The organism is Aquimarina sp. BL5, assembly GCF_003443675.1.
Taxonomy (GTDB): Bacteria; Bacteroidota; Bacteroidia; order Flavobacteriales; family Flavobacteriaceae; genus Aquimarina.
On record NZ_CP031963.1, the window covers coordinates 1,622,752 to 1,646,065 of the forward strand.

The 23,314-nt window shown below is 33.2% G+C and carries 17 protein-coding genes; 14 read left to right on the top strand and 3 right to left on the bottom strand.

Annotated features, from left to right (window positions below; genetic code table 11):
• The first annotated feature begins 2 nt into the window (after positions 1-2).
• The 8 genes from D1818_RS06935 (at position 3) to D1818_RS06970 (ending at position 13,222) form a co-directional block, all read left to right on the top strand.
• Positions 3-3,233, top strand: coding sequence for a hypothetical protein (locus tag D1818_RS06935; RefSeq protein ID WP_118457344.1), 3,231 nt, complete (start codon positions 3-5; stop codon positions 3,231-3,233).
• 12 nt (positions 3,234-3,245) lie between these two features.
• Positions 3,246-5,195: an alpha/beta fold hydrolase gene (locus tag D1818_RS06940; protein WP_118457346.1), complete on the top strand. Its 1,950-nt coding sequence runs from the start codon at positions 3,246-3,248 to the stop codon at positions 5,193-5,195.
• A 25-nt stretch (positions 5,196-5,220) separates the two neighbouring features.
• A complete protein-coding gene (locus tag D1818_RS06945; RefSeq protein WP_118457348.1) occupies positions 5,221-5,904 on the top strand; it encodes a DUF2490 domain-containing protein in 684 nt (227 codons plus the stop codon).
• A 140-nt stretch (positions 5,905-6,044) separates the two neighbouring features.
• The gene (locus D1818_RS06950; protein WP_118457350.1) at positions 6,045-6,617 is read left to right on the top strand and encodes a cysteine hydrolase family protein; all 573 of its coding nucleotides are present in this window, start codon (positions 6,045-6,047) and stop codon (positions 6,615-6,617) included.
• Between the two features lie 382 nt (positions 6,618-6,999).
• Positions 7,000-9,087, top strand: coding sequence for an acylase (locus D1818_RS06955; RefSeq protein ID WP_118457352.1), 2,088 nt, complete (start codon positions 7,000-7,002; stop codon positions 9,085-9,087).
• Positions 9,088-9,154: 67 nt separating this feature from the next.
• Positions 9,155-10,024: an alpha/beta fold hydrolase gene (locus D1818_RS06960; protein ID WP_118457354.1), complete on the top strand. Its 870-nt coding sequence runs from the start codon at positions 9,155-9,157 to the stop codon at positions 10,022-10,024.
• Positions 10,025-10,661: 637 nt separating this feature from the next.
• A complete protein-coding gene (locus D1818_RS06965) occupies positions 10,662-11,615 on the top strand; it encodes a hypothetical protein (RefSeq protein ID WP_162897267.1) in 954 nt (317 codons plus the stop codon).
• Complete coding sequence (locus D1818_RS06970; RefSeq protein WP_118457358.1) at positions 11,612-13,222, top strand: hypothetical protein; 1,611 nt, start codon at positions 11,612-11,614, stop codon at positions 13,220-13,222. Before D1818_RS06965 ends, D1818_RS06970 begins: the two co-directional genes overlap by 4 nt.
• 251 nt (positions 13,223-13,473) lie before the next feature.
• Here D1818_RS06970 and D1818_RS06980 read toward each other — a convergent pair whose 3' ends face one another.
• The 3 genes from D1818_RS06980 to tssD are packed head-to-tail and all read right to left on the bottom strand — an operon-like array spanning position 13,474 to position 16,723.
• Entirely contained in the window at positions 13,474-14,481 is a 1,008-nt protein-coding gene (locus tag D1818_RS06980; protein ID WP_118457362.1) for a tetratricopeptide repeat protein, read from the bottom strand.
• Entirely contained in the window at positions 14,453-16,018 is a 1,566-nt protein-coding gene (locus D1818_RS06985; RefSeq protein WP_118457364.1) for a glycoside hydrolase family 19 protein, read from the bottom strand. Before D1818_RS06985 ends, D1818_RS06980 begins: the two co-directional genes overlap by 29 nt.
• A gap of 3 nt (positions 16,019-16,021) precedes the next feature.
• Positions 16,022-16,723: a type VI secretion system tube protein TssD gene (gene tssD, locus D1818_RS06990; RefSeq protein WP_118457366.1), complete on the bottom strand. Its 702-nt coding sequence runs from the start codon at positions 16,721-16,723 to the stop codon at positions 16,022-16,024.
• Between the two features lie 251 nt (positions 16,724-16,974).
• Between tssD and D1818_RS06995 the strand changes: the two genes are divergently transcribed.
• The 6 genes from D1818_RS06995 to D1818_RS07020 all read left to right on the top strand — a co-directional run bounded on the left by D1818_RS06995 (position 16,975) and on the right by D1818_RS07020 (position 23,294).
• Positions 16,975-17,673 carry a hypothetical protein gene (locus D1818_RS06995; RefSeq protein WP_118457368.1) on the top strand — a complete coding sequence of 233 codons (699 nt, stop codon included), beginning with the start codon at positions 16,975-16,977 and terminating at the stop codon, positions 17,671-17,673.
• Between the two features lie 409 nt (positions 17,674-18,082).
• On the top strand, positions 18,083-19,564 hold the full coding sequence (locus D1818_RS07000; protein ID WP_118457371.1) for a serine hydrolase: 1,482 nt from the start codon (positions 18,083-18,085) through the stop codon (positions 19,562-19,564).
• A 403-nt stretch (positions 19,565-19,967) separates the two neighbouring features.
• A complete protein-coding gene (locus D1818_RS07005) occupies positions 19,968-21,347 on the top strand; it encodes an IS110 family transposase (protein WP_118456823.1) in 1,380 nt (459 codons plus the stop codon).
• Between the two features lie 79 nt (positions 21,348-21,426).
• Entirely contained in the window at positions 21,427-21,765 is a 339-nt protein-coding gene (locus D1818_RS07010; protein ID WP_118457374.1) for a hypothetical protein, read from the top strand.
• Positions 21,766-21,973: 208 nt separating this feature from the next.
• Positions 21,974-22,525, top strand: coding sequence for a hypothetical protein (locus D1818_RS07015; RefSeq protein ID WP_147406209.1), 552 nt, complete (start codon positions 21,974-21,976; stop codon positions 22,523-22,525).
• A 193-nt stretch (positions 22,526-22,718) separates the two neighbouring features.
• On the top strand, positions 22,719-23,294 hold the full coding sequence (locus tag D1818_RS07020; protein WP_118457378.1) for an RDD family protein: 576 nt from the start codon (positions 22,719-22,721) through the stop codon (positions 23,292-23,294).
• Positions 23,295-23,314 lie beyond the last annotated feature (20 nt).

Here is a 23,314-nt window from a genome sequence, read left to right on the forward strand (position 1 = left end):
ACATGAAAAGATTACTATTTCTAATATCTCTTATCCTGGTTTCTGGAATTTCTGCTCAAGAATTTTCTATGGATTATGTAAAAAAAATGAATCCACGTAATATAGGACCCGGAGGAATGAGTGGTCGTGTAACTTCTATAGACGTGGTTACTTCTGATCCAGATATTATGTATGCAGGAACAGCTTCTGGAGGACTTTGGAAATCTACTTCGGGAGGAATTAAATGGGAGCCCGTTTTTGATAAACAAGTTACTGCCTCCATCGGAGCGGTAGCAATCCAACAATCCAATCCTTCTGTAATATGGGTAGGAACCGGAGAAGGGAACCCCAGAAACAGTCTTAATGGGGGATACGGAATATATAAATCCCTGGATGGCGGTAAAAATTGGAAACTGATGGGCTTAGAAAAGACCCGTCATATTCATAGAGTAATTGTGGATCCTACTGATCCAAATACTGTATACGTCGCTGCGATAGGTTCGCCTTGGGGAGAACATCCAGAAAGAGGGGTTTTTAAAACTACAGATGGAGGAGAAACATGGAATAAAGTACTTTTCGCGAATAACAAAACAGGAGCAGCTGATCTGATTATGGATCCTTCTAATCCTAATAAATTGATTGCCGCTTTATGGGAACATAAACGTGATCCCTGGTTTTTTAAATCTGGAGGAGAAGGCTCTGGACTATATATCACACATGACGGAGGAAAAACCTGGGAAGAACGAACGGATGAAGATGGTTTACCTAAAGGAGATTTAGGACGTATCGGAGTTGCCATTTCTAGAAATAAGCCAAACACTGTATACGCGCTAATTGAAGCCAAAAAAAATGCACTCTATAAATCAGAAGATGGAGGATTTAACTGGAAAAAAATAAATGACAAAAATGATATTGGCAATCGTCCATTCTATTATTCAGAAATTTATGTAGATCCACAGAATGAAAACAGAGTTTATTCTGTATTTACCTATGTAAATGTATCCGAAGATGGTGGTAAAAACTTTAAACAATTAATGCCGGCCTATGGTGTAGATAACGGAGTTCATCCAGATCATCACGCTTGGTGGATACATCCACAAGATGGCAATTTTATGATCGATGGTAATGACGGTGGACTAAACATCACACGTGATGGTGGAAAAACCTGGAGATTCATAGGAAACTTACCCGTAGCACAATTTTATCATATTAATGTAGATAATGAGTTTCCATATAATGTATATGGAGGTATGCAAGATAATGGTAGCTGGCGTGGACCTGCATATGTCTGGAAAGCGCAGGGAATTAGAAACTCATACTGGCAAGAGATTTCCTTTGGAGATGGTTTCGATGTAGTACCAGATAAAGACGACTCCAGATATGGATGGTCTATGAGCCAGCAAGGATTTGTAAGTCGTTATGATTGGATGACAGGTAATAATTATATAGTAAGACCTACACATCCGGATCCAGAAATAAAATTACGTTTTAACTGGAATGCAGCTATTAATATTGATCCTTTTGATAATAACACCTTGTATTTCGGAAGTCAGTTTGTACATAAAAGCACAGACAAAGGTCTGACCTGGGAGATCATCTCGGCGGATCTATCTACTAATGATCCCGAAAAACTAAAACAAGCAGAAAGTGGTGGTCTTACGATGGATGCTACAGGAGCAGAAAATCACTGTACTGTTTTAGTCATAGAACCTTCATCTTTAGAACAAAATATGCTTTGGGCAGCCACCGATGATGGACGAGTTCATATTACTCAAAACGGAGGAGCAAACTGGACAGACGTTTCTAAAAACATCAAAGGATTACCAACAGGTAGTTGGATTGTACAGATCAAAGCTTCTAATAAGAAAAAAGGAGAAGCGCTATTGGTAGCCAATGATTATAGAAGATTTAATTATACACCATACGCATATAGAACGGTGGATTATGGTAAAACATGGCAACGCATTGTAGATGGTAGTGATGTAAAAAGCTATGCATTGAGTATCGTAGAAGATCCTATTGAGAAAAATTTATTGTTTTTAGGAACCGATGACGGATTATATATTTCTCTGGATGCTGGAAACAAATGGACCAAATGGACATCAGGTTTCCCTACAGTATCCGTAAAAGATTTAGTAATTCAACCCAGAGAACACGATTTGGTTATAGGGACCTTTGGTAGAGCTGCTTGGGTATTAGATGATATCAAACCATTGCGTGCTTTAGCAAAAAACAAAAGCATCTTAAGTCAAAAAATAAAAGTATTCGATCCTCCTGTTGGATACCAGGCTGCTTATCAGCAACCTACCGGAAGTCGTTTCGGTGGAGACGCTTTGTTTAATGGCGAAAATCGCGATTTTGGAGCTCATATCTCTTATTTTGTAACCGTAGCGCAAAAAGAAGCGTCTAAAAAAGAAGAGGACAGTAAAGAAACTGACAAAGAAGAAGAAGAAGAAGAAGATACGACAGACGATGAAAAAGAAGAAACGAAAATAAAATGGGATTCTATTTATCTAAAAGTGTACGATGGTGACCGACTCATCAGAACATTAAAGCAAAAGACTCCGGACTCTACCGGAATTCATAAAATAAGCTGGTTTATGGATGAGAAAGGCGTTGATAGACCGTCTAGAGAAATTCAGAAACGTAAAGAAGAATCAGGTGGTGTTGAAGTAAAACCAGGAACTTATAAAGTGGTGATGGAATATGGAGATCAGAAATCCGAAACTAGTATACAGGTAAAATCTGATCCTAGATTACAAGTTTCTCAGCAAAATATCAACGAAGTATACGCGGCTTCTAAAAATCTAGAAACTATGAGCCAGACCGCAGCAGATGCTGTGAAGCAATTGGTAGAAAGTAAAGAAGTAGCTTCAAAATATCAGAAAGAGCTAAAAAAACTAGATAAAAAGAAATTTAAAGATCAGATCAAAGCTTCTAAAGACATCATTAAAAAAATTGATTCAACCATTGCTATGTATTTAGGAAAAGAGGACAAAAGACAAGGAATCACTCGTAATCCTGAAATAACGGTGATGCAGCGCCTAGGAACGGCTGATTGGTATACCGGCAGCAGACAGAATGGGTTGACTACTACAGAGAAAACCCTGATAAAACATGCTAAAGATGCACTAATGGATGCATTAGAAAAAACAAATACATTCTTTACAAATGATTGGAAACCTTATCAGGAATCTATTGAGAAATTAGAAACTTCTCCTTTTAAAGAAATAAAAACTTTCACAATCAAATAAAAATTCTTACTCATGAAAAAACTCATCATTTTGGGACTTGGGGTTCTACTACTCCATTCCTGCAAAAAAGAAAAGAAAGAAGAGGTAGCAAAGGCTGTTACAATTGAAGAGTACTCAATTGAGCAATTTATGGATAATGAAAATGCATTTGCTAATGGTTTCTCCAACGACAAGTCCAAAGTGTTGATGACTAGTAACCGTTCTGGTATCTATAATATGTATACAACTTCGGTTAAAGGTGGAGAATTGATTCCTGTCACAAAATCAGATAGCTCTTCTGTTTTTGGAATTTCATATTTCCCCGAAGATGATAGAATACTATTTAGAATGGATGGTAATGGAGATGAAATATTTAAGATTTTCCTAAAAGATAGTTCAGGTATCACACGCCTAACTCCAGAGAAAAACGTAAGAGCATTATTTAGAGGTTGGTCTAAAGATGGCAAAAGCTTTTTCTATGGCAGTAATGAAAGAGATCCTAAGTATATGGATCATTACGAAATGAATATTGCTGATTTCACTTCTAAAATGATCTATCAGAATAATGACGGAATGGATTTTGGCGGAATGTCGGAAGACAGAAAATATATTGCTCTTACCAAAGCAATCACTACCAATGATATCGATCTGTATATCATGAACACGGAGACAAAAGAGAAAACTAAAATCAATGAAAATATAAGTGGTAATAGTCCTCAGGATTTTTCTCCCGATAATACTTCATTCTATTATACTACTGACGACAATGCAGAATTTAGTTATTTAATGAAATACAATCTTGCAGATGGTACTAAAGAAAAAGTAGCAGAAAAGAACTGGGACATCAATTCATTTTATTTTACCAGAAATGGAAAATATAAGGTGATGTTTACTAATGAAGACGCTAAAACCGTGATGAATGTAAAAGAGTCTTCTACTGACAAGTCAGTAGAGTTCCCTACATTCGAAAACAAAGAAATTTCTAGTGCGCGTTTTTCTAGAGATGAGTCTATGGCGTTCTTAAATGTTTCGGGGTCAAGTACTCCAAGAAATGTATACGCTTTTGATGTAGCTTCAAAAGAATATCATCAACTTACAGATGTATTGAATAAAGACATCAATGCCGAGCATTTAGTAGCTTCAGAAGTGGTTCGTTTTAAATCCTTTGATGGGTTAGAAATCCCTGCAATTTATTATAAACCAAAACAAGCATCGGCCAAGAATAAAGTACCCGCCTTGGTTTGGGTACATGGGGGTCCAGGAGGACAATCCAGACAAGGTTTTAGTTCCCAGATTCAGTATTATGTGAATCATGGATATGCGATCTTAGCTGTCAATAATAGAGGAAGTAGTGGTTACGGAAAAACGTTTTACAAAATGGATGACCAGAACCACGGAGACAAAGATCTAAAAGATTGCGTAGCAGGAAAAGATTGGTTAGCACAACAAGATATTATTGATCCAAATAAAATCGGAATTATTGGTGGTTCTTATGGAGGTTATATGACCATGGCAGCCCTTACGTATACGCCAGAGGAATTTAAAGTAGGAGTAAACATCTTTGGAGTAACGAACTGGTTGCGAACCTTAAAAAGTATTCCGCCATGGTGGGAGTCTTTTAAAGAAGCTTTATATACAGAAATGGGAGATCCTAATACTACAGATTCTGTAAGATTACGCCAAATCTCTCCTTTGTTCCATACAGAAAAAGTAACTAAACCATTGATTGTATTACAAGGAGCTAAAGACCCAAGAGTATTAAAAGTAGAATCTGATGAAATTGTAGCAGGAGTTAAGAAAAATGGTGTTCCTGTAGAATATGTATTATTCGAAGATGAAGGACATGGTTTTGTGAAAAAAGAAAATCAGATTGAAGCGTATGGAAGAATCCTAAAATTCTTAGATAAATATCTAAAAGAATCTGGATCAGAAGTCATTAATGATGGGAAATCCGAAGTAAAAACAGTAGAATCAGAATCCTAAAAACATCCAATTACCGAATATATTTATGAAAAAAGGCATTGTACTTGCATTAATACTAGCAACTATTACTATCACAAACACTAAAGCTCAAGAAACCGGAGAAGATGAATGGGGAGCTTGGTATATGTATTTTGGAACCAATCGAATAACAGATAAACTAAGTATTCATTCTGAAGCGCAGTTTAGATTCTATGAGGTGGCAGGTACGTTTAATCAATTATTACTGCGAACTGGTTTAAATTATCATCTTACAGAAAACGCAATTGCTACCATTGGATATGGATATATCAATACCGATGGAACTTTTGCGGATATCCCTGATGAAGAAAACAGTAATGAACACAGAATATTTGAGCAGTTTATTCTTAAGAACACCGTAGGAAAAGTAAAGTTCGAGCATCGATATCGATTAGAGCAACGTTTTATCAGCACTCAGTTTGATGATTTTACAGAGCATCGCGCACGATATCGATTGCAACTCACCTACCCTTTTAATGACAAATGGTTCCTGAATGTGTATGACGAAGTTTTTATCAATCTACAAGAACCTATTTTTGGTCAGAATCGATTGTATGGAGCCGTTGGATATAATGTACAATCTAATTTTAGTATTCAATTAGGGTATCTGAAAAATCATTTTACAGGAGCGAATTTTGACCGATTACAGTTAGGTATTATCTATAATACCGACTTTAGGAAAAGTGAATAATTAGAATAAGAGGTCTAAAAAGAAATTTATTATTGTCAAACTGAGCTTGTCGAAGTTATTTATCATTTGATTTTCAAAATGTCTTCGACAAGCTCAGACTGACAATCTAAATGTAAAAGCTCTTAAATAAAAAGTAAACAATGACATTGACCAAAAAAGACAATCCAGCACTCTTGCTAATAGATGTGCAAAAAGGCATCAACAGTCCTGGGTATTACGGTACCGAACGAAATAATCCACAAGCAGAAAAAAACATAGAGGCCTTACTAAAAAAATGGAGAACAGAAGCTTTACCAATCTATCACGTAAAACACTGCTCTTCTAATCCAGAATCACCATTAGCTAAAGGAAAACCCGGTAATGACTTCCAGGATTTTATTATACCGCAGCCTAATGAACCTGTGATCGAAAAAGATGTAAATAGTGCTTTTATCGGTACTGATCTGAGGACACAGTTAGAAAATGCTGGTATCCAAAATGTAGTGATTGTAGGACTCACCACTGAGCATTGTGTATCTACCAGCACTCGTATGGCTTCTAACTATGGATTTAATGTGTTTTTGATGGAAGATGGAGTCGCTGCTTTTGATAAAATCGGTGCCAATGGCAAACGATATGACGCGCAAATAGTTCATGATATAGAAATTGCCAATCTAAAAGATGAGTTTGCTACGGTTGTACAGACAGAAGATATGATGAGAGTTTTTGATTAAGAAGTTTCTCAAACATCATTAAAAAATAAGTTCAATTATCAGCAGTATAGGAGTTTCCAAACTATACTGCTATCAATCGTAATGGGGAAATTTTTCAAACTTATCGGATCGTTCTGACTGATTAAAAAAGAAACACTTTTTTTGTGCCTACACAAATAGTATTTTTAACTTACTGAATAAATGTTTACATTAGAGGTATCCCCCAAATTCTTTTACAACTTTTAATAAAATAACGTATTATCCTACGACTTTGGTTTTATTTATGTAATGCCGGGAGTCCTATGGTAGCCTTCCTGATATACTGGGAATATGGTTCTACAAGGGACTACATCTATTTTAAATGCTTACTACGATCGTAATATCGAACTTCTAATTGAAAAATATGAAACCTAATCTTCTTTTTACTTTTATTATCGTTTCTTTTTTAACTTACTCTTGTACTTCCCAAGAAAAAACAAAAACTCAAATTGCCTGGGATACCTGGGGTGTTCCCCATATTACAGCCGACACTGTAGAAGAATTGTTCTATGCCCAAGGATGGGCTCAAATGCATAATCACGCAAATCTTATTTTAAAACTTTATGGAGGCGCTAGAGGAAAAGGAGCAGAATACTGGGGTCAAGAGCAATTTGGTAATGATAGACTAGTGCACACTTTAGGTTTTGATCAATTAGCAGATGATTGGGAAAAAAATCAAGACCCCGAACTAAAAATCATATACACATCTTTTATAAACGGAATGAATGCGTATGCAACATTACATCCTGAGGCGATTGATGAAAAGAATAAAGTGGTTTTACCTTTAACCACAAAAGACGTGAATATGCACAGTATGTATGTCATTTTTACACGTTTCATTGCAGGAAACGATTTAGGCCACATTCAACAATGGCCTGATATGGGTTCTAACGCTTATGCTATAGCTCCTAGTCGTTCCGCTTCTGGGAATGCAATGTTGGTTCAAAATCCTCATTTGCCCTGGTGGCAAGAATTTTTGTTTTTTGAGTCTCATTTAAATTTAAAAGGTAAAAACATGTACGGTGCTACGCTGGTCGGTTTCCCCGGAATCGCCATTGGTTTTAATAAAAATCTTGGCTGGACTCATACGAATAACACCATAGATAATGCTGACACCTATGAATTAAACCTCAAAGGCAAAGGCTATCTATTGGATGGTAAACAGAAAGCGTTTGAAACTTCATCAAAAACAATTAAGATAAAACTTAAAGATGGTAAAATGATTGATGAAGAAATTCCGATACTAAAAACGGTTCACGGTCCTGTAGTAAATAAAACTGAAAATAAAGTTTTAGCCTTACGTATGGTAGGTTTAGACAAACCTAATATGTTATTACAGTGGTGGCGAATGATCAATAGCAATACCTTTAATGAATTTGAATCTGCTCTAAAAATGGCACAAATTCCTTTTTGGAATGTGATGTACGCTGATAAAACAGGAGATATTTTTTATCTATTCAATGGTTTAGTCCCCAAACGAACAGAAAATGCCTGGGCGTACTGGGATCGTATAATTCCTGGTGGTAAATCTGCTGATATCTGGAGCGAAGTTCATCAGTATGCTGATTTACCAAAAGTCAAAAACCCTGTAAACGGTTGGCTACAAAATGCCAATGACCCACCATGGACAAGTACCATTCCTATGTCTTTGAACCCAAATGATTTTCCTGGATACATGTCGCCACAAAGTATGAGCTTTAGACCGCAACGTTCTGCTAGAATGCTGATCGAAGACGAGTCCATAACTTTTGATGAATTAGTAGATTACAAATTGTCCACCCATTTAGAATTTGCAGACAGGATTTTAGATGATTTATTCATAGCGATTGATGCTTCTGATTCCGAATTGGCTAAAAGAGCTAAAATCGTTTTACAAAATTGGGACAGAACCGCAGATGCAGATAGTAAGGGTATGCTTTTATTTTATAGTTGGGCACAAAAATTTAATGTATGGAACGATACCAATTACAAAGAAAAATGGAATATAGACAAACCCAATACCACGCCAGATGGTATTGCAGATCCTGACCGTGCGGTTCAATTATTAGAAAAAACTGTACGGGAATTAGAAACAAAGTTTGGAAGCCTGGATATTGCATGGGGAGAATATTATAGAATCAACTACAATGGTAAAAATTTACCAGCAAACGGCGCTGATGGATCTATGGGCATATTCCGTGTTGCATGGCCAGGTGGTCGTAATGATGACCATATGTTTGTAGGTGGTGGTGATTCCTGGGTAGGTGTTATTGAGTTTGGTGATACCGTAAAAGCAAAAGTGTTATTATCTTATGGTAACGCAACCCAGAAAGATTCTCCACATTACGGAGATCAGTTAGAGTTATTTTCTAAAAAAGAACTGCGTGATGCCTGGTTTACAAAAGCAGAAGTAAAATCAAATACGAAACGAATTGAGGTGATGACTGACAATGGATTTCGAGAAAAAAAGTAATAAAAGCAACTAATAGCTATACATTTTAAAAACAGCACATTACCTTTCTTAAAAAAACATAGAAATTATGAGTAAAGAACTTTATGACTGGAAATCAAATGGAAAGTATCATCAATTTGAAAATTATAAAATATTTTATCGACACACGTTAGATTTGAACAAAAAGTTAATTGTCTTCTTGCACGGATTTCCTACATCATCCTATGATTATAAATTCTTATGGGATAATTTAGAAGAAAAATTCTCCTTATTTACTTTTGATTTTCTTGGATTAGGTTTTTCGGATAAACCCAATCGAAAATCTTCTATTTTCAAACAAGTTGAAATATTAAAAGAATTATTAAAGCATTATAATTTAGATAATATAAACATTGTTGCACATAATTATGGAACTATTGTGGCTCAGGAATTATTGGCTCAAGAAAATGAGAACAGGTTGGATTTTAAAATTAGTAAATTGGTTTTACTCAATGGCTCTATTTTTCCTGAGTTATATCAACCTACATTTTCGCAAAAGGTATTAATTTCTCCTTTAGGTGGATTATTCAATCGGTTATTAGGGAAGAATAAAGAATATTTTACAAAAAAAATGATCGCATTATTTGGAAAGGACACACTACCTTCTCAACAACAAATAGATGAATTCTGGATATTAAATTGCTATAATAATGGCAATACTAAAGTCTATAAATTTCTTAATTATATCAACGAAAGGAAAGTATATGGTCAACGATGGGTCAATGCAATCGAACAAACATGCGTAGAGACAAAAATGATAAATGGTATTGATGACCCTGTTTCAGGCTTGCAAATAATTAATGCGTATCTAAAAAGAATTTCTCCCAAATCTGGAATTAAACTCGCTAACATAGGACATTATCCACAATTAGAAAACCCTGAAAAAGTTTATCAGGAAATTTATTCGTTTGTGAGTTAAATTACCTGCCGTTATAAAAGTGATACCCAGATTAATTTTCTTTCTTGACACAAGTACAAAACGTCCTCTTCTGGCGGACAGGTATCGAAGTAGGGATCTGGTTTCAAGATTATAATTTGTCATTCTACTGTAGAGCGAAATCTATCATCACCCCAAGAAATGTAATATGGATTCAAGTCAACATAGAAAAGAAAAAGCGATAAAACTCAATACGTATAGTACACTTCGACTAAAAAACATAAAACCCTGAAAAAAATAATAAATTTTCCCTACCACTTCTCCACTCTATTTTATCAGCAACCACTAGAGCTAGGTTCTTAACAAAGGGAATACTCCTATTATTTTTTTAATCAATCCTGTATTAACTTACAGAATAATTTCTTAGTTTAGAAGTCTTACCCCTTTTTTAATAAAATAAAACGTAATCCAAACGATTGTGGTTTTCCGTAAAGAAGACACAGAATCCTATGGTAACTTTGTTTCTGATACATCAGAAATATAATTACGTTGGCAACTATATAAACATGTTGACGGTAATTAAAATAAACTACATAGAAAAACTAAGTCAATGAATTACACCTTCAAGAACACTGAAATAAATAACAAGAAGGCTACTGACTTTGAAACAAAATCTCTATTGTATTTAATAGGAAGACGAAAAGACAGCAAAGAAATAGAATATATTGCTTTTGACTGTTTCAATGATGTTAGTGGAATTAGTAAAAAATCAGATAAAATTTGGGATATTCAATCCAAAAATGAAAAAAACCTAAATCCAAAAAAGATTGGGAAATATTTTTTCACCCTTTTTGATAATTACATTTCATCATTTGATTTTAAAGAATTTATTTTCTTTTGCCCAGTACTAAAGCCTGAATATAAAATTGACGAAAAACTAAACACCTATGGAATTGAAAACATAGCTGACAAAACTTTATTAAGGATAAAAAATGGTCTAAATGAAGAAATAAAAAGAGTCAAAGGAAAAACTATAGATTATAGTTCTGAGCAATTAGAGTTTTTGAAAAAAGTAATAATTGTTGAAGACACAGAACTTGATAATGAATATATTAAAACTGTTACAAAATTCAAGAAGAAAGAAATTAAAACAGATGCCTTTTACAAAAGTGTTTTTCAAGATTTAAGAGATATTCAATCATCAAAAAAGAATTCTTACATTGAAAACTCTATTATTACCAAAATAAAAGATGTTTTAAAATTCAATAGACATTTACTTACAAAAGATGTCGAAACTTTAATAATAAGCAGAATAATAGGCTGTGAAGTATTTGAATACAAATCGATTCCTGTAAACTTTTATCCACTAATTAATGGACTTGACATAGAAGATGTAAAAGACACTGTACAAGAGTGTAACTCAAATTTATCTAGAGCTTTTTTTAACAAAAATAGTAATCGAGAGTTTTGGAAAATATGTGAAATAATAATTGATTTTATGGAGTCAAACGGCACGACAAAGGTTAATGAGATATTTAAAATTTTATTTGACACTTATATATTTAGAATATCCTATCTAAACCCGATAACTATTAAATATCTAATTGCTATAACAATCGAAGGAAAACAATGATTATAAAAAAAACAGCTTTCGGAAATAATCGAGAAGCATTTATAGAAAGTAGATTTAAAAACGCAACTAATATTTTATTCAGCAATGATAATAATAGAGGGAAGACTTTAGTAATTCAAGGTCTCATGCACTCAATTGGCTATGATTCCATTTTCCCAAGTGGATTTAATTATAAAAGTTATTTTTTCTACTCAAACATCATAATAAATGACAAAGATTACGAATTTCTTAGAAAAGGAAACTCTTTAATCTTATTAGAAAATGAGAACGTTAATGTTTTTAATAGTATAAGTGAGTTTAAATATTATTTCGATAAATATATCTATGAACTACCAAAAATTGAAAAAGAAGGAGAGTTAAAACCTGTAGATTTGACATTGTTCTATGAATTATTCTTTCTTGGACAAGATAAAAGAAATTCTTCCAACCTAATAGTTAAAGGTCGTAACAACAAACAGGACTTTAAGAATATGATTTTTGCAATGCAAAACGTTCTAGTTTCAAATACAAATAAATATGATATAGAAGAACTTAAAGAGCAAAAAAAGTCCTTGGATTTAAAAATTAAAACGGAAAAAAGAAAAATAACGGTACTAAAAAAGAATCCTGAAATAGCTACATTTATTAGTTCGGCTGCCAATAATATTGATTTTCAAAATACCTCTAAACAACTTAGTGAATTACATAAAAGCATTGCTGGCATACGAAAACAAAGAAATAGAGAAGAAAATAGAAAAATTAAACTTGAAAATTTAATTATTGAATTAAACTCTCTAAATAGAAGTTTGAATGAAGGTAAAGTTAAATGCTCTGACTGCGGCAGTACTAAAATTATTTTCGCAAATCAAGAATTTGAATTTGAATTTGAAGTTAGTAATAGTTATGTCCGCAAAAACATATTAAAATCAATTCAAGAAAGCATTTCTATGAAAAAAGAAATTGTTGACGAATTTAATAGTGAAATCAATAAAGAACAAACTCAAATTCAAAAATTACTGGAGAGTTCAACACCTGATGCAAAAAATTATATTCTGTTTCAAGATGAAATCATTGACTCTAAAGATATCGATAAAATTGTTTTAGACCTTCAAAAGCAGCTTGAAGAAGTTCAAAGAAAAATAAACAATAACGAAAGTAAAATTGTTTCAAATAAAGATTTGCAAAAACTAGTAATAGAAAATATTATTTCTGAAATGCAACGTTATTACAGAATCATTGATAAAGAAGGTCTATTAGAATTTGAAGATTTATTTACAAAATCAGGCCAAACCTATTCTGGTAGTGAAGAACAAGAATATTACTTCTGTAAACTATTAGCATTAAACAAAATCTTAAAAACTCAATTCCCAATTATAATAGACTCTTTCAGAGAAGGCGAATTATCTTCTAATAAAGAGAACATTATGATTGAAGAGTATATAAAACTAGAAAACCAAGTTATATTAACTTCTACTCTAAAAGATGAGGAATATGACTCTGCTAAATATCTAAAACTAGAAAATGTAAATGTTATTGATTATTCGAATTTTGCAGATAGTCAGATTCTACAGCCTAGTTATGTAGATTCTTTCTCGAAAATACTTGAAAAGTTTGGTGTGAAAGAATAACTACCACCAACAATGCATAAAAAAACATAGGACGTTTGTCCTTAACCGAAGGGTCTCTGAACATTAACAAAGTCCACTACCCTGCTCCACAAAGTCTCCTGACTTTGAGGAGATCTGTATACCTAAAATTTCGCGAAGTCTTGAGACTTTGCGAAGCGGTTTTTTATTTTTATTAGAGATAGAAGGATTTTGATTGCATCCTATCAAAAAGGATATCATATATGTTAGTAGAAAATATCTTTTTTCTTTTTTCATTTTGATCTCTCCAAAACTCTTTTAGGAATTTTAGAATCTTTCCCTTTAGCTTTCATTTGCTCTATATAAATCTGATAAGATTTTTTCGCCTTTTCTCTTTCTTCTAGCCCCCAATATGCATCGCCCAGGTTAATGTATGCTACTGTTCTGTTAGGGAATTTTTGAGTTATTTTTTCTAAAAGAAATACCGCTTCATTATAAGCTTTAGATTTTTCTAAATAGTAGGCTATGTCGTTATATTCTCTAATATTATTGTTTGATAGATCAAAACGAGTCAATAAAGATTTATATCTATTAACTCCTTTATACAAATTGGAATTATCTCCTTTAAATCTTTTTATGAAGTCTTCCAAACTATTTTCAAAACGATACTCCACTTTACAAAGATGCTCTCTCTTGGATTCTTCTGGTAAATGTACTATTTGTTTTGCAATCTCTTCTGAGATTAAATTTTTAAAAATCAAATTTTGATCGACTTCGCATAAATAAACCTTTGTATGATCATCTTTCCAATCCCCTATCTCATATATAGTTTTAGTAAAGATCCAATTTCCACCTTGGAAATTTATTACATAAGTAGCTTGATTATTTCCTCCATCCGGAAAATATGTATGCACTCTTATTCCGCCTTTATTATCTTTTGATGGTAAAACATCTGCTATTATTCTTCCTCCGTCTTCAGAGAAATTTATACTTTCTAAAACTAGTTCATAGTTATTTCCTGCTTTTTGAAAGAAATAAATTTGATTCCCTTTATACTTTTCGCTACTAACCACTTTATCCTCAATTCCATCATTATTGATATCAATTTCTCGTATAAAATAGCTAGTATTATTTTCGAACTGTTCTATAGTTTTTGATTGAGCTTTTATTGAATTTGAATCTTCTAAACTAACATTCTCTCCAACGATCTTTTTTGTCTCATTATTTTTACATCCAATGAAAAAGAAAAAACCACCAACAATATATAACCAGTTAACCTTTATTTTTACACTTAGTATCATATTCAAAAACTTCTTTTAATTCTTCTAAATAATCCTGTCTTTCCGTTAGGCCATTTCCACCTCCATTAACTAGCCAACTTATTACATCCACATAATCATCATCAGCTATCAAGTTCATATCTATCGTGCCATACGATTTTGTATCACCATCTTCATCTTCATAAGTAATAGTAGTTTTTGAATAACTCGGACTATTTACAGTTACGTAACTGGGTGCACTTGCAGGTGGGGACCAAGTTGTACCAACACTTAAAACCTTTCCTTGCTTCCAAAACCATCCTGCGGAATCAAAAGCATTTTGCAAGTCATTTGCTATTAATTCCTCATCATCGACGCAATCAACATCACTATAGGATTTATATTTTTTATAATTAGATTCCCAAGTTAATTGCATTAAACCTCTTCCAATATACGGAGCATATGAAGCAGTTTCATTGTATTCTTTAGTGGTTCTAAACCTATCAGTTTCATGATAAACCTGAGCCAAAAAATGCATTCGCCTTAAACAAGTATTTATATCATAATCATCAAACACGGTATTTAATTCTTCGGCAAATCTCTTAAATGTTTTGTCATCCTCTGGTAAATCGCAATTATCTTTGAAAAATAATTTTTCTTTATTATCACCTTGATAAACATAAGTCTCAGATTTTCTCATGGCAATTATTATATCTTTAACTTCTTGCTCTGTCAGATCTCTATCACAACCACAACTACTTAGTTTAAATTTAAACCATTGTCCATCCGTATCTAACCATCGGTTTGTAATTTTTTCCCCTCTTATTTCTCCTTCTTCAGTATCTCCAAGATATTGAATATTCAATTCCGTTTGCTCCTCTAAAGTATGTGCATCAGCTAAAATGTATAATAAGGTTTTCTTATCAGTAGCATCATTCAAAGATTTAATCCAACCGTCTTTTTTTTCTTTATCACTACTATCAATAGTTATTTTAAAAATAGCTTGATCTGCAAAATCATCTTTATTTAAATAATCAGTCTCGCACATACCTCCAATAGTAGTCTTTACCATTGTACTATAATCGCCTTGATCATCCTTAAGCATAAGATTTTTATCCTGCTCTTCGATACCCTTCTCTTTCCCTTGACGTATATTGATCGCCATGGTTTTTCCCTGAAGCAATTCTGTCTCTACTACTACATAAATTTCTTGTCCCAGATTACCTGTATCAACTTTTTTAAAGGTTATTTTCTGTTTCTTTTCTTTAGCAGGAACAGTACTTGGTAATATAATTTCCTGCCCTATACTCAAACTATTCTGATTGGCTGTAGTAATTATAGGATCACTTTCTATAATGGCTGCAACAGTAGTACCTTTTTTAGTAGCGATCGCTCCTAGTGTGTCACCAGATTCTACTACATATTTTTCATTATCTTCCGCGCCAGATTCACTTTCTACTTCTACCTCTTCTATAGTAGCTTCTGCAAAATAAGCTTTTGTAACTTTAGGTCTTACTATACTAAGTGGAGTAATCGATTTAAATATATTTGGAAAATCCTTAAATTTTAAAGTAGGCATAATCTATTTTTTTTGAGATATAATCTCCAATTTTATTTTTTGTATATCAGACTTGATTACTAAATTTTCTATAACATCATTAACTAAAACTTCTCCATTGTACTTAAAATCATTTTGATTATCATCAAGATCTATATCAACATCCTTACCAACACCATTCTTCGTTTTTAAGACAAGATATACGGCAGTTCCTGATTGTAATTCATCATCAGGGATTTTCTCTCCATTCATATCTGTGTAATACATATCTTCTATTTCCGGTTCAATATTCTCCTCCCTTTCCGTAACCGGAGTCGCATTCTCAAAAGGATTGCTGGGGTTCCAGTTTTTTTCGAAAATCTGACCGCGTACCTTCTGTATCCCTGGTGAAAGTACCAATTCCATTTTTAGGGGACTGTTACCTTCTGCATTAAATTTCTCCTCTAAATGAACACAATGACAATTGGCAAACTCAAAATCAAAAAGTTTGCTGTATCCATCTCGTTTATAAAAACGAACATATCCATTGTACATTGTATGTGTAGAAAACATCCAGTCATAGAACAATTCATCATTCTTAGTGGATTCTATAAGTACACTGATTTTGCCACCTTGTATATTCGTTTTGGGGCGACCATTGGTATCGATCAATTGTCGATACAAAAACGTACTATCCAGTACATTTCGTTCTTGGTCATTAATAAATAGTTTTGCCTGAAAGGCCATAAGCGTAATAATTTGGTATTCTGGAGATGAAAATATTAAAAATAACGTTCACAAATACTAACAACACTAATATTTCGATGTAGCGATATTTTCCCGCGATAAAAAGTTTGATTATTGTTGTAATAGTTTCAACTGTAAGAACATTTTTTCAAAAAAAAATCCCAAGCCACTAGTAACATATTGTACTCTTTTGACACATGACCAATAGAAGCAGTAATGAGTACTGCGATAACTATTAAAACAAAAAAAGTATGTCAAAAGAACATTATGATGCAAAAGTAAACACACTAGAAGCACTAACACCAGAAACTGTAAAAACTCCAGATATACCCACAGATGTATACTACCAGGAGGCAGAAGATCAATACGTATGGATACAGCAGGATCAGGAATTACTAGTGGCAAAAGGATTAGACTGGGACACCTACGTAATCGACCTCCCGATCCGTACAGGAGCCGCCCGACATGCACAATCTATCTGGATGAGTGAGCGCTACACCCAAGAAGAAGCTGCCAAAGAATGGAGAGAAGTAGCTCCAGAAGCCTATGAATTACGTAATGATCTGTTAGCAGATTTTAGATTTGCCTATCGCAAAAGACAAGATCTCTTATCCAGAGTACGTGCCATTGCAGATGGCAGCGGTGATGCCGATATGATACAGGACCTTAGTGATATCAGCGTACTAGGCAAAGCCAATCCACAAGAACTTACGGCTATTAATTTTGATCTTACCCAACTAGATACCGTGGCGGTTCGTGCAAATGAACTGGCAGACCTACGTGCCAAAGCCAATGGTGCAAGGCTCGATAATACCAAAGCAAAAAATATGCGAGATCGTGCCTTTACCCATCTTAAAGAAGCAATGGATGAAATCCGTGCTACCGGTAAATATGTATTCCGTAAAGATCCCGAACGCTATAAAGGATATATCAGCCGATATAAGCAATGATACATATCAATGCCATGATACTTCCGCGCACCTTTATACTTGCTCAGCCTACCGCTGATCAGATAACAAGGTGCGCGGATTACGTATATACCTATCCAGAATTGCCAAAAGTGACCGCTGGTCGATGTTTTGATTCCGCGGACAGCTCCTACACCCCTCGGGAACGACCCAACACTACCGTTGATCGACACTATATATACAATACTACACAAAAAATATCCGCGGAAGGGTGCAATGATACCGCTGAGCCATAAAAAAGTGATGTGTATATACAATGATGATCACAGAAAGCAGGAGAGCTTGTGAAATTATCCTAATCATATGCTTATTTATTCAAAATATAATTACCTTGGTAGCTATATAAACATGTTGCCAGTAATTTTGAACAAAACCTCCCAAAAATAACCTAATGAAAAAAAGCATCCTAACTGTAATATTTCTAACAACATTCATTTCCATATTTGGACAATCCAAAGACAATCGTCTAAAGGGATTAGAACAAGAAATTATAAAGTGGATGGAAAAATACAATGCTGTTGGAGTATCTATTGCTATAGTAGAAAATGACGAAATCCTTTATAATAAAGGTTTTGGTTACAGAGACTTAACAAATAAAAAGCTAGTTACAGAAAATACGGTCTTTCCAATTGCTTCTTGCTCAAAAGCGTTTACAGCAACTTTGTTAGGAATGTTAGAAGCAGAAAATAAACTTTTCCTTACCGATAAACCTTCAACTCACATACCAAACCTTCGATTTAATACCGCTGAAATGGATAATTCAGTTAGCATTTTAGATTTACTTTCTCATAAAAGCGGACTTGGAGGAGTTAACGGAACATTAGTTCTTTTTCCTGAAAATAATCGCCTTAAAGTAATGGAGAAATTAAAATATATTAAACCTGAAGGAAAAGTCAAAGAAAGTAGTATCTATAGTAATATTGGGTATACCGTCGCAGGTACAATTGTAGAAGAAGTAACGAATGAGAGTTGGGAGCATAACATTCAACATAAAATATTTACGCCATTGGAGATGTCAAGTTCTTTTACCTCCTTAGACAAAGCAAAGAAAACTGACAATTTTTCGTTTGGTTATGGTCTATATCAAAACGAAATCAAGAAAGTAAATTTTGAAGAATATTATGACTCTAAACCAGCAGGTGGGATTAGAAGTACTTCGAAAGACCTTTCGCATTGGATGTTGGCTTGGCTAAATAATGGTAAATACGGAACTGTTCAAGCAATTCCCGAAAACTATGTAAAAAAAGCGAGAATGTTTCATAATTCAAGAGATGGTGATGATGAGCCTAATCTTTTTCTTCAAGGATATGGTTTAGGTTGGAGAGTAGAAGCGCGAGATGGTGAATTCAGAGTGCAACACGGTGGTAATACATCAGGCTTTACTACGCTTGTAGTAACCTATCCATTTAGGAAATTTGGAGTCACGATCTTGGTGAATCAAGATGATTCTATACTACCTTACATTATCGCTGATATTGTTCAAAATAGAATTTTAAATAAAGAAAGTGTCGATAATTATCCTGTTGTTGTACAAGATATTTATCAACCAAGTGAGTTAATAAAATCAATAAATAGCGAAAAACCACCTTCAAAATCATTAGCATCATTCGTCGGAGAATATGAGCATAAAGGATATGGAACGATAAAGATAGTATTAGAAAATGACAAACTCTACGCTGTATACCCTACTTATAAGTTTTTTCTGGAACATTTGCATTATGATATTTTTGTGATGAAACCATTGAAAGATGTGTCAGATATTTTTAATCCAGAATTTGCGGTGAACTTCAAAATGAATGAAAATGGGGAAATTTCTTATTTTACTATGAATCTTCAATCCGAACCTGTAGAATTTATTAAAAAATCCGACTAATAAACTACTGGCAACAGTGTATAAAAAAAATAAATAGTAAAGTTTAAAAATGCGGCTCTGTGTTTAATCCGAAAAGTAATCGCTTATTTTTAGCACTACTTTTCATATCCGGAGGCGTTAGCAGTAATTCTCCACATAAAGAAACTCTATTAATTTCTTTTGCTAACGTTACGAAGTCCCGAACTTTATTGTGATCCTATGAAAGGCCGATTTTTAAACTGATGCATAATAGCTCGGGCGTAATTCTGGTTGAAATGTAAAAGCCTCTGAATTCGTGGTTCAGAGGCTTGTTGATAATTTCAGTGGTGGAACTGATTGCTCAGTTACCCCGTTCAGAATAATTTTCAAGTACAAAGTTACATTTCCTTAGGGTCATTTTTTATGAATCTTTAATTTTTTTAAAATGGAAAGAAAAATGAAACTAGGAATGGATGTGGTGAATTTCAATGCAGCAGGAATTGATATTGGAAGTCGTTCTCATTATGCTGCTATTGGTCAAGAGTTAGAAGATGTAAAAGAGTTTGGCGTATATGCTGAGGATTTGACTTCATTATGTGAGTGGTTTGTGAGCAACGATGTAACTACTGTAGCTATGGAATCTACAGGAGATTATTGGCAGAATCTATATACGGAACTTATTAGTTTTGGTTTTGAGGTAGTACTAGTCAATGGGAAATTCACTAAAAATGCCAAAGGAAAAAAGACCGATGTGAAAGATTGTAGATGGATACAAAAACTACATACTCTTGGGCTACTTACGGGAAGTTTTCTACCAGATCTTGTTACTGAACATTTACGAACATATTGCCGACAAAGAACAAATTGGATTGAACTTGCTTCATCTGCAACACATAAAATGCAGAAATATCTAAAACTACTGAACTTCAGATTGGATGTAGTAGTCAAAGATGTTTGCGGACTTACTGGAATGAAAATCATTGAAGATATCTGTAAAGGTAATCTTGATCCATATAACCTAGCAGAACATCGGCATTTTAACTGTAGAAAACCTAAAGAAGAAATTGCAAAAGCGCTACACGGTAATAATAGAGAAGACTTCCTTTTTGGATTGCAACAAGAGCTCAAAAGTTATCAATTCTTCCAAAGAAACATAAAAGCTTGTGACAAAAAGATTGAGCAGTTTATAAAACAAGAACTCAAACAATATCCCGAAAGAAAAAAACTCAAAACAACAGAAAAAACTTATAAAAGAATCAATAAAAATGCTCCTAAAATTAAAAATATGAATCAAATTGCTTTTAGATATTTTGATGGTGTTGACCTTTTTGCAATTGAAGGATTGAGTCATTCATCCATTCTTAGCATTATGAGCGAAATTGGACCTGAAGGTTTTAAAAAATTCCCTACTGCTAAACATTTTACCTCTTGGCTAAGGTTGGCTCCCAACAACAAAATATCTGGAGGAAAAATACTAAGTAATAGAGTGCCCAAAGGAAGTAACAGACTCAAAATAGCACTCAGGCAAGCAGCAAATGCTATTGGAAACTTAAAAGATACTCATCTTTCTGATTTTTTCAGAAGAGTAGCCTACAGGAAGGGAAGGCACTCAGCGGTAAGCGCAACAGCTAGAAAGTTGGCAGTAATAATATGGAATATGATAACTAAGAAAATACAATACCAACCGCCTAAACTATATTTATTCCTCGATCAAAAAAGAAAACTAGGGCTTGTCAAAAGAATTAAAAAACAAATCGATAAATTTGACTTAAAACCCGAAGATTTAGGGTTTAACAACAGCATAATAATCAATAAACAAAATTGACGTTAGTCAGAATTTAGAAAAAGAATTTAATAGATACTTTTTAAACTAAAAAAACAGAAAATAAGAAAGTTATAGAATAATGAAATACTATCCTTCGATTACAAAAAATGAAATCCCTGAAAATGATTTTCAAGCATGGCACTATTTGTCAAGAATTATGAAAGAAGAGCCAGAAAAAAGCGAAGTAAAAAATGAAATTTTTGAAGTATTTATAAAACAATTAGAAAAAAGTTACCCTATGCTTCCAACTAAAATGGTTTGGGGAAATTATTTAATTTCTGAAATCTTTGAAAATAGGATTTCGTTAAGTATTGATTATGAAAATAAAAACGAAATGATAAGTGAGATTGTAAAAATTGCAAAAAAATATAATTTAGTAGTTTTTGAACCAAAATCCGAAAAAATCTATAGACCATAAAGGAAAAAACTTAAGCGGTGTATAAATACATAGCTAATCATTACTAAATCAAAAGGTTTATGTTTTATTTGCTAAGACCGCCAAGTCTTTAATTTAGCTTTAAAACTGATAAATTAAATCAAAATAGAAAAATTTGGCTCTGTGCTAGATCAAAAAGTAAGTGATTTTTTGCTCCCGCACCGAGCATAGCTAAACGTTGTATCACATTGTGAAAATCTTAATAAAGATATCTATTATCATTTTGACTTTAGTCTCTTGCGGAAAAGAAACTGAAAAGAAAACTCAATTAGTAAAGTCTAATTTTAAGCTTAAACAAGATTTTACGAACTTCAAAAGAAAAATGACAAAATTAGATACCATTAAAGTCTGGTTTAATCATTCTGTTTGTACATATCAAGCATATGAACAATTAGAAATCACTAAGAATTCTAATTTAATCAGAATCAAATCTGAATTTATGGAAAGTACATTTAATGACAATCCTAAATGGAAAGTTATTTACAACAGAGAGATACCTATAACAGACACAATCTGGAAATTCGAGAAATTCGTCGATCAAAATAAACAATGGCAAAACTATGATATAAACTCTAATGGAACTTTATATGTGGTAAACAAAAAAGATACAATCCGTTACTCTGTAAGTGGTTTAGTAGATCTAAACAAGTTTATATTAGAATATCATACTGTAATGCGGAAACTATATCCTGAAAATAGAGAAAACATTTACGGAATAGACGAACCAAAAAAAATCAAATAGTAAACCGTATTACAACAATATATATCTGATCATGGCAGCTAATTGATAAATCGAATGGTTCTGTTATCTTTGGTAAGGCGCAATACTTGCAGAAAGTAAAAATTAGCAACCAATGTGCAGAAAACGTAGAAAGTTGGGTAACATTTTGCTATACTGCAACACATACATTAAACGTTAGCAAACATTTCAGAAAATGACAGAATCAAATACCAATTCTGACGGAATAATAATTGAGGAAATATCCAAAATTAATAACATTAATCCTCGAATTAATCGAGTTTTAAGTATGCTATTAGATCATTTTATTATGTGTCTTTTGATTGTGCCATTGGGAATTTTAATTGGTGTACTAGCCTTTCAATTTGGACAAAACTTTAATAAACTGACAGGAATCGGTCTATTTTCTATCCCAATGTTTGTATATTTTAACAAAGATTTTTTAAGAGCAAAAAGTTTAGCAAAACGGTTAATGGGGTATCAAATCATAGATGTTAAAACTAATAAACCAGCAAACGAACTTCAATGCTTTATTAGAAATCTAACTATAATTGTTTGGCCCATAGAAGTAGTTGTCGGACTTATAAACCCTAAAAGACGAGTTGGTGATTTTATTGCAAATACAAAAGTTATTAATTCTAAAAAAGAGAAGCCAAAAACGGTTTGGAGTGATTTAAAAAATGTAAAACTGAAAGTAAATTTTATCGGAATTATAATAATTGGAGGATTCTATTTTTACGGATTAAGCTTAATATTTCCAGGAATGAATTAAAAAAAACGTACATACAACAT

Bases quoted from the DNA above. Each gene is read 5' to 3' on its own strand.
- D1818_RS06935 (WP_118457344.1), top strand. From the start codon at position 3: ATGAAAAGATTACTATTTCTAATATCTCTTATCCTGGTTTCTGGAATT.
- D1818_RS06940 (WP_118457346.1), top strand. From the start codon at position 3,246: ATGAAAAAACTCATCATTTTGGGACTTGGGGTTCTACTACTCCATTCC.
- D1818_RS06945 (WP_118457348.1), top strand. From the start codon at position 5,221: ATGAAAAAAGGCATTGTACTTGCATTAATACTAGCAACTATTACTATC.
- D1818_RS06950 (WP_118457350.1), top strand. From the start codon at position 6,045: ATGACATTGACCAAAAAAGACAATCCAGCACTCTTGCTAATAGATGTG.
- D1818_RS06955 (WP_118457352.1), top strand. From the start codon at position 7,000: ATGAAACCTAATCTTCTTTTTACTTTTATTATCGTTTCTTTTTTAACT.
- D1818_RS06960 (WP_118457354.1), top strand. From the start codon at position 9,155: ATGAGTAAAGAACTTTATGACTGGAAATCAAATGGAAAGTATCATCAA.
- D1818_RS06970 (WP_118457358.1), top strand. From the start codon at position 11,612: ATGATTATAAAAAAAACAGCTTTCGGAAATAATCGAGAAGCATTTATA.
- D1818_RS06980 (WP_118457362.1), bottom strand. From the start codon at position 14,481: ATGATACTAAGTGTAAAAATAAAGGTTAACTGGTTATATATTGTTGGT.
- D1818_RS06985 (WP_118457364.1), bottom strand. From the start codon at position 16,018: ATGCCTACTTTAAAATTTAAGGATTTTCCAAATATATTTAAATCGATT.
- tssD (WP_118457366.1), bottom strand. From the start codon at position 16,723: ATGGCCTTTCAGGCAAAACTATTTATTAATGACCAAGAACGAAATGTA.
- D1818_RS06995 (WP_118457368.1), top strand. From the start codon at position 16,975: ATGTCAAAAGAACATTATGATGCAAAAGTAAACACACTAGAAGCACTA.
- D1818_RS07000 (WP_118457371.1), top strand. From the start codon at position 18,083: ATGAAAAAAAGCATCCTAACTGTAATATTTCTAACAACATTCATTTCC.
- D1818_RS07005 (WP_118456823.1), top strand. From the start codon at position 19,968: ATGGAAAGAAAAATGAAACTAGGAATGGATGTGGTGAATTTCAATGCA.
- D1818_RS07010 (WP_118457374.1), top strand. From the start codon at position 21,427: ATGAAATACTATCCTTCGATTACAAAAAATGAAATCCCTGAAAATGAT.
- D1818_RS07020 (WP_118457378.1), top strand. From the start codon at position 22,719: ATGACAGAATCAAATACCAATTCTGACGGAATAATAATTGAGGAAATA.